Origin of the sequence: Nonomuraea africana (assembly GCF_014873535.1) — a bacterium.
GTDB lineage: Bacteria > Actinomycetota > Actinomycetes > Streptosporangiales > Streptosporangiaceae > Nonomuraea > Nonomuraea africana.
Genome location: NZ_JADBEF010000001.1, coordinates 3319247 through 3333910, shown reverse-complemented (window position 1 = coordinate 3333910; position 14664 = coordinate 3319247). Strand labels below are relative to the sequence as shown.

General features: G+C 70.7%; 12 protein-coding genes and 2 riboswitches. Of the genes, 11 read left to right on the top strand and 1 reads right to left on the bottom strand.

The window, feature by feature from the left end:
* Positions 1-97: 97 nt before the first annotated feature.
* From H4W81_RS15795 to H4W81_RS15780, 4 genes are all read left to right on the top strand, one after another.
* Positions 98-1693, top strand: a complete 1596-nt coding sequence (locus H4W81_RS15795; RefSeq protein WP_225958646.1) for a sensor histidine kinase — start codon at positions 98-100, stop codon at positions 1691-1693.
* Positions 1690-2364: a response regulator gene (locus H4W81_RS15790; RefSeq protein WP_192775503.1), complete on the top strand. Its 675-nt coding sequence runs from the start codon at positions 1690-1692 to the stop codon at positions 2362-2364. Before H4W81_RS15795 ends, H4W81_RS15790 begins: the two co-directional genes overlap by 4 nt.
* An 85-nt stretch (positions 2365-2449) precedes the next feature.
* Positions 2450-2872: a hypothetical protein gene (locus H4W81_RS15785; RefSeq protein ID WP_192775502.1), complete on the top strand. Its 423-nt coding sequence runs from the start codon at positions 2450-2452 to the stop codon at positions 2870-2872.
* 9 nt (positions 2873-2881) lie between these two features.
* On the top strand, positions 2882-3469 hold the full coding sequence (locus H4W81_RS15780; RefSeq protein ID WP_192775501.1) for a phosphoribosylanthranilate isomerase: 588 nt from the start codon (positions 2882-2884) through the stop codon (positions 3467-3469).
* A gap of 15 nt (positions 3470-3484) precedes the next feature.
* Here H4W81_RS15780 and thiC read toward each other — a convergent pair whose 3' ends face one another.
* Positions 3485-5167, bottom strand: a complete 1683-nt coding sequence (thiC, locus tag H4W81_RS15775) for a phosphomethylpyrimidine synthase ThiC (protein WP_318781758.1) — start codon at positions 5165-5167, stop codon at positions 3485-3487.
* A riboswitch (TPP riboswitch) is annotated at positions 5160-5273 on the bottom strand. Its footprint overlaps the gene before it by 8 nt.
* 127 nt (positions 5274-5400) lie before the next feature.
* Between thiC and clsA the strand changes: the two genes are divergently transcribed.
* The 7 genes from clsA to gcvP all read left to right on the top strand — a co-directional run bounded on the left by clsA (position 5401) and on the right by gcvP (position 14514).
* Positions 5401-5985 carry a cardiolipin synthase ClsA gene (gene clsA / locus H4W81_RS15770; protein ID WP_192775499.1) on the top strand — a complete coding sequence of 195 codons (585 nt, stop codon included), beginning with the start codon at positions 5401-5403 and terminating at the stop codon, positions 5983-5985.
* Between the two features lie 4 nt (positions 5986-5989).
* Positions 5990-8485, top strand: a complete 2496-nt coding sequence (locus H4W81_RS15765) for a sugar phosphate nucleotidyltransferase (protein ID WP_192775498.1) — start codon at positions 5990-5992, stop codon at positions 8483-8485.
* Positions 8486-8691: 206 nt separating this feature from the next.
* A complete protein-coding gene (locus H4W81_RS15760) occupies positions 8692-9195 on the top strand; it encodes an FHA domain-containing protein (RefSeq protein ID WP_192775497.1) in 504 nt (167 codons plus the stop codon).
* On the top strand, positions 9192-9845 hold the full coding sequence (ftsR, locus tag H4W81_RS15755) for a transcriptional regulator FtsR (protein ID WP_192775496.1): 654 nt from the start codon (positions 9192-9194) through the stop codon (positions 9843-9845). Before H4W81_RS15760 ends, ftsR begins: the two co-directional genes overlap by 4 nt.
* Positions 9846-10120: 275 nt before the next feature.
* A complete protein-coding gene (locus tag H4W81_RS15750; RefSeq protein WP_192775495.1) occupies positions 10121-10591 on the top strand; it encodes a bifunctional nuclease family protein in 471 nt (156 codons plus the stop codon).
* 193 nt (positions 10592-10784) lie between these two features.
* Positions 10785-11405 carry a MerR family transcriptional regulator gene (locus tag H4W81_RS15745; protein WP_192775494.1) on the top strand — a complete coding sequence of 207 codons (621 nt, stop codon included), beginning with the start codon at positions 10785-10787 and terminating at the stop codon, positions 11403-11405.
* 31 nt (positions 11406-11436) lie between these two features.
* A riboswitch (glycine riboswitch) is annotated at positions 11437-11529 on the top strand.
* 144 nt (positions 11530-11673) lie between these two features.
* A complete protein-coding gene (gene gcvP / locus H4W81_RS15740) occupies positions 11674-14514 on the top strand; it encodes an aminomethyl-transferring glycine dehydrogenase (protein WP_192775493.1) in 2841 nt (946 codons plus the stop codon).
* The last annotated feature ends 150 nt before the right edge of the window (positions 14515-14664 follow it).

The following is a 14664-nucleotide window of genomic DNA, read 5'->3' as shown; positions in this document are numbered from 1 at the left end:
TCGTCCGACTTGCGGACAGAAGAGCGGCCACTTGGAGGATGCGAACTCCTCCAACGGGAGGAGAGAGCACGTGGCGGCCATCGATACCGTTGTCCCCATGCGATGGCGTGGTCTGGCACCCGACGTGCTGCTCGCCACCTCAGGAGTGGCCCTCGACCTGATGATGTCGGGCAAGGCGGGCGGCGCGTCGGCGCCCGACTGGCTGGTCCCGCTGTTCGCCGTCCTGGTCGGGGCGCCGATGGGCCTCGTGCGCAGCAGGCCCGTCGCCGTCAGCCTCTACCTGGCCGCCTTCCTGGTCTTCACCGACCAGATCGACGCCTTCGCCTCCAACACCGCGCAGATCCTGCTCTGCGTGGCGATCGGCGCCGCCGGCTACCTGAGGGGCTGGGGCGCGACCGTCGCCACCGTCGTCGCGGGCGCGCTGGCCACCGGTGTCAACATCGCCGACCCCGGCCTCGCCTTCACCAGCGGGGCCTGGTTCTACTCCGCCGGCATCGCCCTGCTGCCGGCCCTGATCGGACGCTACCTGCGTGGGCCCGCGGGCCGGCTGAAGGAGCCCGAGCTCACCCCCGACGTGCTGCTGGCCGGCGCGGGCGTGGCCGTCGCGGTGCTCGGCACCTGGCCCGCCTGGCACACGAGCCCGCAGCCCGCCTGGGTGATCGTCTCGTTCGTCGTGCTGGCGGGACTGGCCCTGGGTGTGGCCAGGCGGCTGCCCGCGGCGGTGTTCGTGATCGAGGGGGCGGTGCTGCTCCTCGCCAACCAGGAGCTGTCGGGGGCGACGAGCACGGTCCAGGTCCTGATGCTGATCGCGGTCGGCGTGTTCGCGATGCGGGTGGCCTCCTGGTTCTGGAACCTGGTCGTCTACGTGGCGGCCAGCTCGATGGCCTCGGTCGTGGTGATCGGCTCCGACACCGACGTCACCGCGCTGCGGGTGGTCCTGATGCTCGTCGTGGTCGCCACCCCGATCGCGATCGGCAGGTACGCGGGCGCCAGTCAGTCGGCCGCCGAGGCCGAGCGGCTGCGCGTGCGCGAGTCGGAACGGCTGGCCATCGCCCAGCTGCGCGCCGACCAGCTGGCCGAGCGCGAGCGCATCGCCCGCGAGGTGCACGACATCGTCGCCCACCACGTCGGGGCGATGGTGCTGCGCGCCGGCGCCGCCCGCTACGCCGCCCCGGACGGCCCCGTCGCCGACGCGCTGAACGACATCAAGGAGACCGGCCACCAGGTGCTCGAGGACCTGCGCGGCCTGCTCGACGTGCTGCGCGATCCGGGCGGCGACGCGACCCTGCTGGCCGACCCGGCCGACGTGGTCACCGAGTCCGCCGAGCGGATGATCGCGGCGGGGCTGCTCGTCGACCTCGACGTCGACCCCGCGCTCAGTGAGGCGCCGCTGGTGGCCAGGGCCTCGGCCGCCCGCATCGTGCAGGAGGGGCTGACCAACGTGCTCAAGCACGCGGGGCCGGGCACCGCCGTACGGGTGGGCCTGGCCGCGGGCGACGGCGAGCTGGTCGTCGAGGTGTCCAACGGCCGCCCGCCCACCGTGCGCGAGCCGCTGCCGTCCTCCGGGCAGGGCCTGGCCGGGATGCGCGAGCGGGCCAAGGCGCTGGGCGGCACGCTGAGCGCAGGACCCGACGCCGGCGGCTGGCGGCTGTCGGTGACCCTCCCCTACCCGAAACCCAAGGTGACGACGTGATCCGAGTTGTGGTGGCCGACGACCAGGCGCTGGTCAGGGCCGGTGTCCGCATGCTGCTGCAGGCGGCGGGCGACATGGAGGTCGTCGGGGAGGCCGAGGACGGCGCCGAGGCGGTGCGCCTGGCCGACCACCACCGGCCCGACGTGGTGCTCATGGACCTGCGGATGCCCAGGGTCGACGGCCTCGAGGCGATCAAGCGCATCCTGGGCGCGCAGCCGGGCGCGAAGATCGTGGTCCTCACCACCTTCGCCGACGACGCCAACGTCTACGCCGCGCTGCGGGTCGGCGCGCTGGGCTTCCTGGTCAAGGACGACGAGCCCGAGCGCATGGTCGACGCGGTGCGCAGGGCCGCGGCGGGCGAGCAGCTGCTCGCCCCCTCCGTGCTGCGCAGGGTCGTCGAGCGGGCGCTGGCCGCCGAGCAGCAGGCCACGCCCACCCCCGCCGGGCTCACCGAGCGCGAGCTCGAGGTGCTCGCCCTGGTCGGCACCGGCCTGTCCAACGCCGAGATCGCCGACCGCCTGCACGTCGGCGTCACGACGGTCAAGACGCACGTCGGCTCCGCCATGGACAAGCTCGGCCTGCGCAACCGCATCCAGGCGGCCGTCGTCGCCCACCGCATCGGCCTGGTCGACGCCTCCTTCCGTCCCGTGCGGCATCCGCCGCGGGGCTGACCGGCGCATCACCCGGCAGGCTGACGACCGCCGGGACCCCGCGCCGTCACGATGTGGTCCTCACCTCTTCAGGAAGGACCACCTCATGCACGACGTGACCTCAGCCACGTCTGTCTCCTCCGGGCTGCTCTACACCCTTCGCGTCCTGGTGTTCGCCCATGCGGCCTCCCTGCTGGTGGCGGCCATGTTCGCGGGCCAGGCGCTGGTCTTCACCGACACCGGCATCGTGGCCGATCTCGGGGTCGCCGAGACCCATGTCATGATCGGCATGGTCTCCCACCTGATCGGCCTGCTCCAGGTCGTCGCCGCCGTCCTGTACTGGCGTCCGGGCAGGGGAGCGGGCTGGCCGGCGCTGGCCAGCCTCGCGCTGCTGCTTCTCGGCTTCGCCCAGCACTTCCTGCTGGCCATCGGCCTGGGCGCGCACGTGCCCAACGGCGTGCTCATGTTCGGCCTGCTCGCGCTCATCACGGTGTGGGCCTGGTCGCCCGCGGCGTCGCGGCGCCGCTAGGCTTTGGCCATGTTCGTGAAGATCTGCGGGCTGAGCGAGCCCGAGCACGTCGAGACGGCCGTCGAGGCCGGCGCCGACGCGATCGGGTTCGTCATGACCGCCAGCCCGCGCAGAGTGACCCCTTCGCGGGCCGCGGAGCTGGCCGCGCTAGCGCCGTCCCACGTGCTGACCGTCGGCGTCTTCATGGGCGAGCCCGTCGAGGAGGTCCGGCAGGCCGCCAAGGCCGCCGGGGTCGGCGCGATCCAGCTGCACGGCAGGCACCCGCACGCGGACTTCACCGCGCTGAAGGAGCTCGATCTCACGCTCGTCCGCGCGGTGGCGGCCGACGCCGATCTGCGCACCGGAGCCTTCGACGAGGACCTGCTGATCGTCGACGCGCCCAGGGCGGGCGCGGGGGAGCCATGGGACTGGGCGGCCGTGCGGGGCCGGCCGTCGGGGCGCTGGCTGCTGGCCGGCGGCCTCGACCCCGCCAACGTACGGCAGGCGGTCGAGGCCGCCCAGCCGTGGGGCGTCGACGTGTCGAGCGGCGTGGAGGTGGCCAGGGGCGTCAAGGATTCGGCCCTCATCCGCTCCTTCCTCAGGGCGGTCCGCTCCTAGGCCTTGGCCCGCCGGTCAGTCCCGCTCGGTCAGCGGCACGTAGACGGCGCCGCCCCCGCGCACGAACTCCTCCGACTTGGCGCGCATCCCCTCCGCCGCCCGCAGGTCGTGCGAGATTCGCATCGAGCAGAACTTCGGCCCGCACATGCTGCAGAAGTGCGCCGTCTTCGCGGGTGTGGCCGGCAGCGTCTCGTCGTGGAAGGAACGGGCGGTGTCGGGGTCGAGGGACAGCTCGAACTGGTCCTCCCACCGGAACTCGAAGCGCGCGTCCGAGAGCGCGTCGTCCCACTCCTGGGCCCGGGGGTGACCCTTGGCCAGATCGGCGGCGTGCGCCGCGATCTTGTAGGTGATGACGCCGGTCTTGACGTCCTCCCTGTTCGGCAGCCCCAGGTGCTCCTTGGGGGTGACGTAGCAGAGCATGGCGGTGCCGTACCAGCCGATCATGGCCGCGCCGATGCCCGAGGTGATGTGGTCGTAGGCCGGCGCGATGTCGGTGACCAGCGGCCCGAGGGTGTAGAACGGGGCGTCGTCGCAGAGCTCGCGCTGCAGGTCGACGTTCTCCTTGATCTTGTGCATGGGTACGTGTCCAGGGCCCTCGACCATGACCTGGACGTCGTGGGCCCTGGCGATCGCCGTGAGCTCGCCCAGCGTGCGCAGCTCGGCGAACTGGGCCTCGTCGTTGGCGTCGGCGATCGAGCCGGGCCGCAGGCCGTCGCCGAGGGAGAAGGCGACGTCGTAGGAGGCGAGGATCTCGCACATCTCCTCGAAGTTCTCGTACAGGAAGTTCTCGCGGTGGTGGGCCAGGCACCACGCCGCCATGATCGAGCCGCCGCGCGAGACGATGCCGGTCTTGCGGCCGACGGTGAGGGGGACGTAGGACAGGCGCACGCCCGCGTGGACGGTCACGTAGTCGACGCCCTGCTCGCACTGCTCGATCAGGGTGTCGCGGTAGACCTCCCACGACAGGTCGGGCGCGACCCCGCCGACCTTCTCCAGCGCCTGGTAGAGGGGGACGGTGCCGATGGGCACCGGGGAGTTGCGGATGATCCACTCGCGGGTGGTGTGGATGTCGCGGCCGGTCGACAGGTCCATGACGGTGTCGGCGCCCCAGCGGATGGCCCAGGTCATCTTCTCCACCTCCTCCTCGATGGAGGAGGTGACGGCCGAGTTGCCGATGTTCGCGTTGATCTTGACGAGGAAGTTGCGGCCGATGATCATCGGCTCGCTCTCGGGATGGTTGACGTTGGCGGGGATGATCGCCCTGCCCGCGGCCACCTCGGCGCGGACGAACTCGGGCTCGACGCCCTCCCTGACGGCGACGAACTCCATCTCCTTCGTCACGACGCCCCTGCGGGCGTAGGCGAGCTGGGTGACGGGGCCGCCGGCCGCCCTGAGCGGCTGCCGCCGCCCGCCCTCGCCGGGCCCGCTCTGGGCGCGCTTCCACGACGCCTGGTCGCGGTAGCCGTCGTCGAGCGGCCTGACCGGGCGGCCGCCGTACCTGACGACGTCCCCGCGGTCGAGGATCCACTGCTCCCGCACCGGGCTCAGCCCGCGGGTGACATCGGTCTCCACGGCGGGGTCGGTGTAGGGGCCCGAGGTGTCGTAGACGGTGAACGTGGTGCCGTCACTCAGGCCGATCTCACGCATCGGGACTCTGAGTCCGCCCTGGTAGATCTTGGAAAAGCGTGCGCCACTCATCGCGCAAACTCCCTTCGCCGGCATTACCCGGAGCAGGTTCTGGCGGTCGGCGGCTGATCAGCCGTCCTCTCAGCCCGGTCCGCACCGGGCTCCCGCGTTGGTCGGCGCCACCGTAACCCGATCACCCGGGTGTCGCGCAACCCCTGAGGTCCGTGAGAGCTTCCGCGGCGGCCCCGAAACCGCGGGCGGACGACTCAGCGTGCGCAGGTGGGCGACGCAGTAGGGTCGGCAGCGTGAGTGAAACTTCCGCCGAGGACCGGATCTGGACGGTTCCGAACCTGCTGAGCTTCCTGCGCCTGCTTGGCGTCCCTGTGTTCCTCTGGCTGGTTCTGGGGCCCAAGGCGGACGGCTGGGCGATCGCACTGCTCATGGTCGCGGGGTTCACCGACTGGCTCGACGGCAAGATCGCCCGTGCCTGGAACCAGACCAGCAGGCTCGGCCGCCTCATCGACCCGGCGGCCGACAAGCTCTACGTCTTCGCCACCCTCCTCGGCCTCCTGCTGCGCGAGGTGATCCCGTGGTGGCTGGTCGCGATCATCCTGGCCCGCGAAATCTTCGTCGGATGTTTCTTTCCCGTGCTCCGGAAGTACGGTTACAAGGCACTGCCCGTGCATTTCCTGGGCAAGGCCGCCATGGCCAATCTGATGTACGCCTTCCCCCTCCTCTTTCTGGCTTCGCACACCGGCGCTTGGTATGCCGATATTGCGAAGGTTGTCGGATGGGCATTCACCATCTGGGGAACGGGCCTGTACTGGTGGGCAGGAGTGCTGTATGTGGTACAGGTGCGCCAACTCGTAACCGCTGCGAAGAAGGAGTGATCGAGTGAAGGCGGTCGTCATGGCAGGCGGCGAGGGTACTCGGCTGCGGCCGATGACCGCGAACCAGCCCAAACCCCTGCTCCCCGTGGTCAACCGCCCGATCATGGAACACGTCCTCCGCCTGCTGAAACGCCACGGCCTGACAGAGACCGTGGTCACCGTGCAGTTCCTGGCCGCGCTCGTGCGCAGCTACTTCGGCGACGGCGACGAGCTGGGCATGCGCCTGCACTACGCCACGGAAGACCTGCCCCTCGGCACCGCGGGCAGCGTCAAGAACGCGGCCGACAAACTCCGCGATGATCGTTTCCTTGTCATTTCCGGTGACGCCCTGACCGATATCGACTTATCGGACATGATCAGATTTCATCGCGAGAATTCGGCACTCGTCACGATCGGGTTGACCCGCGTCCCCAACCCCCTCGAGTTCGGCATCATCATCGTGGACGACCGGGGGAGGGTGCAGCGCTTCCTGGAGAAGCCCACCTGGGGGCAGGTCTTCTCCGACACCGTCAACACCGGCATCTACGTGATGGAGCCGGAGGTCCTCGACGAGGTCGCGGCGGGCGAGGCCGTCGACTGGTCCTCCGACGTCTTTCCCCGCCTGCTGGAGCGCGGCGCTCCCATCTTCGGCTACGTCTCCGACTGCTACTGGGAGGACGTCGGCACCCACGAGAGCTACATGAAGGCCCAGGCCGACGCCCTGTCGGGACGCGTCACGCTCGACATCGGCGGCTTCGAGATGTCGCCGGGCGTCTGGGTCGGCGAGGGCGCGGAGGTCGACCCCGACGCCGTGCTCAAGGGCCCGCTCCTCCTGGGCGACTACGTCAAGATCGAGGCGGGCGCCGAGTTGCGTGAGTACACCGTGCTCGGCAGCAACGCGGTCGTGCGCGGCGGCGCCTTCCTGCACCGCGCCGTCGTCCACGACAACGTCTACATCGGCCCGGGGGTGAACCTGCGCGGCTGCGTCATCGGCAAGAACACCGACCTGATGACCGGCGCCAGGATCGAGGAGAACGCCGTCGTCGGCGACGAGTGCGTCATCGAGGCCGAGGCGTACGTCTCCAGCGGCGTCAAGGTCTACCCCTTCAAGACCGTCGAGGCGGGCGCGGTCGTCAACACCAGCGTCATCTGGGAGTCGCGCGGCCAGCGCAGCCTGTTCGGCCAGCGCGGCATCAGCGGCCTGGTCAACGTCGAGATCACCCCCGAGCTGTGCGTACGGCTGGCCAGCGCCTACGCCACCACCCTGAAGAAGGGCGACAGGGTCATCACCTCGCGCGACTCCTCCCGCGCGGCCAGAGCGCTCAAGCGCGCCGTCATCAGCGCGCTGACCGCGGGCGCCATCGACGTGCTCGACCTGGAGGCCATGCCGCTGCCCGTCGCCCGCTTCCACACCTCCCGCAGGCCCGCCAGCGGCGGCATCGCCCTTCGCACCACCTCCGGCGACCCGCAGAGCGTCGACATCGTCTTCATGGACTCCAGGGGCGCCGACCTGTCGCCCGCCAGCCAGCGCAAGCTGGAGCGCGTCTTCTCCCGCCAGGAGTTCCGCAGGGCCTTCCCCGGCGAGATCGGCGAGCTGAGCTTCCCGGCCAGGGCCGTGGAGGACTACGCCCAGGAACTCCTGAGATACGTGGACATGACCGGCGTCAACGGCATGAAGGTGGTCGTCGACTGCGCGGGCGGCACCTCCTCGCTGGTCCTGCCCACCCTGCTCGGCCGCCTCGGGGTGGAGGTGCTGACCGTCAACGCCCGTCTCGACTCCGCCTCGCCCACCGAGACACTGGCCGAACGCCGCCGCGACCTGCAGCGCCTGTCGGAGCTCGTCAGCTCCTCCCGCGCCTCCTTCGGCGTCCGCTTCGACCCGGTGGGCGAGCGCATCGCCCTGGTCGACGAGATGGGCCAGCTCATCAGCGAGGAGCGGGCGCTGCTGGTGGTGCTCGACCTGGTCGCCGCCGAGCGCCGCCGCGGCAGGGTGGCGCTGCCCGTCACCACCACCAGGGTCGCCGAGCAGGTCTGCCGCTTCCACGGGGTCCAGGTGGAGTGGACCTCCACCTCGCTGGACGCCCTCACCTCGGCGGCCGCCAGGCCGTACATGATCTTCGCGGGCGACGGCAGGGGCGGCTTCATCGTGCCGGAGTTCGGGCCCACGGTGGACGGCCTGGCCGCGTTCCTGCGCCTGATGGGCCTGGTGGCCCGCACGCGGCTGACGCTCAGCCAGATCGACGCGAGGATCCCCGAGGCCAAGCTCCTCAAGCGGACCGTCCCGACGCCCTGGGCGACCAAGGGGTCGGTGATGCGCTCGGTGATCGAGGCCGCGGAGGGCTTCCGCCTCGACACCACCGACGGCGTGCGCGTGGTGGGCGAGGACGGGCGCTGGGCGCTGATCCTGCCGGCCGCCACCGAACCGGCCACCGACCTGTGGGCCGAGGCCCACGACTTCGACACCGCGCAGGCGTTTCTGGACAGGTGGGCGCGCATCGTTGAGCGGGCGGCGGGAACGTGACAACCTAGATGGCGCGGCGGCATGGACCTTGAGGGCGGCTCGGCGGTAACTTTGTCACCGTCCGAACCTGTCGTGCAGCGTCTCGCCTTGACCTTTGCCACTGATCAGCGTAAGTTGCGGCATTCGCAAACGTGAACGAGCGAAGAGGCGAGGGGCGCCCTGATCAACCGTCGCCGCGTCTTCGCGGTAGGAGGCCGAGCCGATCGATGCCGAGCGTCTACTGTACGCAGTGCGGTCATGCCAACCCCGAGGATGCCCGTTTCTGCTCCCGGTGTGGGTCGCCGCTGACCAGACATGAGGTCTCGGGAGACACCACCTCGACGATCTCCGTCGCGGGAATCGAGGCGTATGAGGCGGAGACGGCCGACGCTCTCCTCGCCGAGCGGGCCGCGGTCGAACAACTGCCGGTCGGCACGGCGCTGCTCGTCGTCACGCGGGGGCCCAACGCGGGCAGCCGCTTCCGCCTCGACCGCGACCTGACCACCACGGGCCGCCACCCCGAGAGCGACATCTTCCTCGACGACATCACCGTCTCGCGGCGGCACGTGGAGTTCTACCGCCATCCGGGCGGCGCCTTCACCGTCCGCGACGTCGGCAGCCTCAACGGCACCTACGTCAACAGGGAGCGCATCGAGGAGGTTCCCCTGCACAGCGGCGACGAGGTCCAGATCGGCAAGTTCCGCCTCGTCTTCCTCACGCGGGGCGCATGAGCCCCCAGGCGGCGCGCTCGCACATGAGCATCGGGGAGGTGCTCGCCCTGCTGCAGGGCGAGTTCCCCGACGTCACCGTCTCCAAGATCCGGTTCCTGGAGAGCGAGGGGCTGATCGAGCCCGAGCGCAGCCCCTCGGGGTATCGCAAGTTCACCTACATGCACGTCGAGCAGCTGCGCTTCATCCTCACCGAGCAGCGCGACCACTACCTGCCGCTGCGGGTCATCAAGGACAAGATGGCCGAGGAGCTCGGCCGTCCGCGCGCCGTGCCCGAGGCCAAGGAGGTGCGGCTCAGCCGCGCCGAGCTGCTCGAGGCCAGCGGCCTCGACGAGGAGACCCTCACCGAGCTCGAGGACTACGGCCTGCTCGCGCCGGTCGCCCGCCGCTACGACGAGGACGCCCTGAAGGTGGCCCGCAGCGTCGGCGCCCTGGCCGGCTACGGCCTGCACGCCAGGCACCTGCGCGCGGTCAAGGCCGCCGCCGAGCGCGAGGCGGGACTGGTCGAGCAGAGCGTCGCCCCCATACTCAAGCGCCGGGCGCCCGGTGCCATCGGCGAGGCCGACGAGGTGGCGCGCGAGCTGTCGGGGCGGCTGCTCGAGCTGCACGCGGCACTGCTGCGCACGGCCGTGCGCGCCGTCCTGCGCGGCTGACCCGCCCCTGCCGGCGCCTGACCCGCGCCCCTCCCCGCCCCTTCGCGGCCGATTCGAGGCCGCTTCGTGGCCCGCTGAACCCCGCATCTCACGGCCGGGAGCGCCGATCCCGCCGAGCGAGCTGACCAGGAGCGGGAGGCGAGGTAGGTTGTCCGCGACGCCACGGGGCAGGGGACATTCCACGCCCGCCGGGTGTTACGTTGAATTGCGGAAGAGCGGCCAAACTATTGCGGAGCCCCCTAGGGGCCACCGGTCAGTGGAATTCGGAGCAGCCCGTGTTGCAGATGGAGGTAGTGGGCGTTCGCGTCGAAATGCCTACAAATCAGCCGATCGTTCTGCTCAAGGAGGCGCAAGGGGAGAGGTTTCTCCCGATCTGGATTGGAATGACCGAAGCCACGGCCATCGCGCTCGCGCAGGCGGAGGAGCCACCGCCGAGGCCGTTGACTCATGATCTGTTCCGCGACGTGCTGAGCGCGCTGGGCGTCGGCCTGCGCGCGGTCAACATCGTCGCGCTGCGTGACGGTATCTTCTTCGCCGACCTGGTCTTCTCCAACGGCGTGGAGGTCTCCGCGCGCCCGTCCGACTCCATCGCCCTGGCGCTGCGCACCGGTGCGCGGATCTTCGCCAGCGAGGAGGTCGTCCAGGAGGCAGGGGTGGTCATCCCTGATGACCAGGAGGATGAGGTGGAGAAGTTCAGGGAGTTCCTTGACAACATCACGCCCGAGGACTTCGGACGGGCCGGGTAGGACTCCCTCTGTGAGCGCCCGAACCCTTGGCCAACACCTGGGGTCGGTATTTCACTGCATTTACGCTTCACGACGCGCCGAGCCGGATCGTTGACTGCGGATGGTCACGGTCCTACGGTGCAAGTGAAACCTGTGGTTGTTATTGACGAACCCCCAGATCAGACCACGGGATGAGAGAAAGCCGGAGGTCCGCGTGGCGGTCAGCAGCGGCGAGGGAAAGACGGCCGGCCAGGAAGACCCGGTGCGGCGCGAGAGTGCGCGCCAGCGTGCCGGGGAGCAGGGCCTGCTCTTCGACGAGCAGCCCGCGACTCTGCCTGGCGACATCGGCTATCGCGGCCCGACGGCCTGCGCGGCGGCCGGCATCACCTACAGGCAGTTGGACTACTGGGCGCGCACCGGCCTGGTGGAGCCCACGATAAGAGCCGCTCAGGGCTCGGGCTCCCAGCGTCTTTACAGCTTCCGCGACATCCTGGTGCTCAAGGTGGTCAAGCGGCTCCTCGACACCGGCGTGTCGCTGCAGCAGATCCGCACCGCCGTCCAGCACCTGCGCGACAGGGGCGTCGGCGACCTGAGCCGGATCACGTTGATGAGCGACGGAGTGAGCGTCTACGAGTGCACCTCGGCCGACGAGGTCATCGACCTGCTGCAGGGCGGTCAGGGAGTGTTCGGGATCGCGCTCGGCAGGGTCTGGCGCGAGGTCGAGGGATCGCTCGCGGAGCTGCCGGGGGAACGGGCGGCGGTCGAGGACAGCGTCCCGGCCGACCACCCCGCTGATGAGCTGGCCCAGCGCAGGAGGGCCCGGCGACTGGGCTGACGCGCGATCGCTGGTAGCCTGGAGATGCTGACGACCCCGTGCGGGAGAGTCCCCGGGAAAGCCGGGGCGCCGAAGGAGCAACCCTCCCCGGAATCTCTCAGGCACCCTGTACCGCTCGGGTGAGGCAACTCTGGAAAGCAGGCACGCCCGCCAGGCGCGCCTCACCGACGGTGCAAGCCCGCGTGCGCGGGCGAACCTCTCAGGTTGATGACAGAGGGGGAGACCCGGCATACGCCCGCGCTCTCCACCAGCCTTGGGAGGCAGTTCCATGACCGAGCCCCTCAGCGACCTCGCTGCGCCGCCTTTCGCGACCCGTCACATCGGGCCCTCCGACGCCGAGCAGACCAGGATGCTGGAGGCGGTCGGCTTCGAATCGGTCGCCGACCTGGTGGCGGTGGCGGTGCCCGAGGCCATCAGGGCCAAGGACCAGCTCAACCTGCCCGTCGCGGCGAGCGAGACCGAGGTGATCGCCGAACTGCGGGCGCTGGCCGACCGCAACCAGGTGCTGACCTCGATGATCGGCCTGGGCTACTACGACACGATCACGCCCGCCGTGATCCGCCGCAACCTGCTGGAGAACCCCGGCTGGTACACCGCGTACACGCCCTACCAGCCCGAGATCTCCCAGGGCCGCCTCGAGGCGCTGCTCAACTTCCAGACCGTCGTCTCCGACCTCACCGGTCTCGACGTGGCCGGCGCCTCCCTGCTGGACGAGGCCACCGCCGCGGCCGAGGCGATGACGCTGGCGCGCAGGGCGGGCAGGTCGAAGAGCGACGTCTTCGTCGTCGACGCCGACGCCCTCCCGCAGACCAAGGCTGTGCTGGCCACCAGGGCCGAGCCGCTGGGCATCTCGCTCGTGGAGAGCGACCTCGAGGGCGAGCTGCCCGAGTGTTTCGGCGTGCTGGTGCAGTACCCGGGCACCTCGGGCCGCCTGCGCGACTTCCGCGCGTTGGCCGAGCGGGCGCACGCGGCCGGGGCCCTGGTGGTCGCCGCCGCCGACCTGCTGTCGCTCACGCTCGTCGCCGCCCCGGGAGAGCTCGGCGCCGACATCGCGATCGGCTCCTCGCAGCGCTTCGGCGTGCCGTTCGGCTTCGGCGGGCCGCATGCCGCCTACATGTCGGTCCGCGAGGGCCTGCAGCGGCAGATGCCCGGCCGCCTGGTCGGCGTCTCCGTCGACGCCGACGGCGACCCCGCCTACCGGCTGGCCCTGCAGACCCGCGAGCAGCACATCCGCCGTGAGAAGGCCACCAGCAACATCTGCACCGCCCAGGTGCTGCTCGCGGTCATCGCGGGCATGTACGCCGTCTACCACGGCCCCGAGGGGCTGCGCCGCATCGCCAGGCGCACCCACCGCATGGCCGTGACGCTCGCGCAGGCGCTGCGCGCCGGCCGGGTCGAGGTCGTCCACGACGGCTTCTTCGACACCGTCCTCGCCCGCGTGCCGGGCAGGGCCGCCCAGGTGGTGGCCGCCGCCGCCGAGCGCGGCGTCAACCTCTGGCAGGCCGACGCCGACCACGTCTCGGTCGCCTGCGACGAGAAGACCACGCTCGCCCACCTGGAGCAGGTCGCCGCCGCCTTCGGCGTGAACGTCTCGCTGACCGACCTGGTCGCCGAGGACGCGCTGCCCGAGGGGCTGGCGCGCGAGAGCGACTACCTCACCCACCCGGTCTTCCACACCCATCACTCCGAGACCTCGATGCTGCGGCACCTGCGCAGGCTCCAGGACAAGGACATCGCGCTCGACAGGTCGATGATCCCGCTCGGCTCCTGCACGATGAAGCTCAACGCCACCACCGAGATGGAGCCCATCACCTGGCCGGAGTTCGCGGGCATCCACCCGTACGCGCCGGTCGAGCAGGCGGGCGGCTACGTCGAGCTGGTCGAGACCCTCGAGGGCTGGCTGGCCGAGGTGACCGGCTACGACGCCGTCTCCATCCAGCCCAACGCGGGCTCGCAGGGCGAGTTCGCCGGCCTGCTGGCCATCCGCGCCTACCACCGAGCCAACGGCGACACCCACCGCGACGTCTGCCTCATCCCCTCCTCCGCGCACGGCACCAACGCCGCCAGCGCGGTCATGGCGGGCATGCGGGTCGTCGTGGTGGCCTGCGACGACAACGGCAACGTCGACCTCGACGACCTCGACGCCAAGATCGCCAAGCACGCCGAGCAGCTCGCCGCGATCATGGTGACCTACCCGTCCACCCACGGCGTCTACGAGGAGACGATCACCGAGGTCTGCGCCAAGGTCCACGCCGCGGGCGGCCAGGTCTACGTCGACGGCGCCAACCTCAACGCCCTGGTCGGCCTCGCCAAGCCCGGCGAGTTCGGCGCCGACGTCTCGCACCTGAACCTGCACAAGACCTTCTGCATCCCGCACGGCGGCGGCGGCCCCGGCGTGGGCCCCGTGGCGGTCCGCGGCCACCTGGCCGCCTACCTGCCCGGCCACCCGCTGCACAACGGCTCGCCGGTCGGCCCCGTCTCGGCGGCGCCGTACGGCTCGGCGGGCATCCTGCCGATCTCCTGGGCCTACGTCAGGATGATGGGCGGCGAGGGCCTCAAGGCCGCCACCGAGCAGGCCATCCTGTCGGCCAACTACCTCGCCAGGCGGCTGGCCCCGCACTACCCGGTGCTCTACACCGGGCGCGGCGGGCTGGTGGCCCACGAGTGCATCATCGACCTGCGGCAGATCACCAAGGAGACGGGGGTCAGCGTCGACGACGTCGCCAAGCGGCTCATCGACTACGGCTTCCACGCGCCGACCATGTCCTTCCCCGTCGCGGGCACGCTCATGATCGAGCCGACCGAGAGCGAGGACCTGGCCGAGCTCGACCGGTTCGTCGAGGCGATGGTCGCCATCCGCGGCGAGATCGCCAAGGTGGCCGACGGGTCGTACGACAGGACGGACAACCCGCTGCGCAACGCCCCGCACACCGCGGAGTCGCTGGTGGCCGACGAGTGGACGCACCCCTACACCAGGACCGAGGCGGCCTACCCGGTGCCGGAGCTGAGGGACGGGAAGTACTTCTCGCCGGTGCGGCGGATCGACCAGGCCTACGGGGACCGCAACCTCGTGTGCGCCTGCCCGCCCCTGTCGGCGTACGAGGACTGACCAGCGCTGTGACGTGCGGTTTCCCTGCGGGGAGGCCGCACGTTCGGCATTCGGCTGGTCGGGCGGCGGCCAACAGCCGCACTCAGGATAGTCATGTCAGGCGACGCGGCGGCGCGAAATCGTTAGGCTCGGCGTTGATCACCGTCGAAG

Bases quoted from the DNA above. Each gene is read 5' to 3' on its own strand.
- H4W81_RS15795 (WP_225958646.1), top strand. From the start codon at position 98: ATGCGATGGCGTGGTCTGGCACCCGACGTGCTGCTCGCCACCTCAGGA.
- H4W81_RS15785 (WP_192775502.1), top strand. From the start codon at position 2,450: ATGCACGACGTGACCTCAGCCACGTCTGTCTCCTCCGGGCTGCTCTAC.
- H4W81_RS15780 (WP_192775501.1), top strand. From the start codon at position 2,882: ATGTTCGTGAAGATCTGCGGGCTGAGCGAGCCCGAGCACGTCGAGACG.
- thiC (WP_318781758.1), bottom strand. From the start codon at position 5,167: ATGAGTGGCGCACGCTTTTCCAAGATCTACCAGGGCGGACTCAGAGTC.
- H4W81_RS15760 (WP_192775497.1), top strand. From the start codon at position 8,692: ATGCCGAGCGTCTACTGTACGCAGTGCGGTCATGCCAACCCCGAGGAT.
- ftsR (WP_192775496.1), top strand. From the start codon at position 9,192: ATGAGCCCCCAGGCGGCGCGCTCGCACATGAGCATCGGGGAGGTGCTC.
- gcvP (WP_192775493.1), top strand. From the start codon at position 11,674: ATGACCGAGCCCCTCAGCGACCTCGCTGCGCCGCCTTTCGCGACCCGT.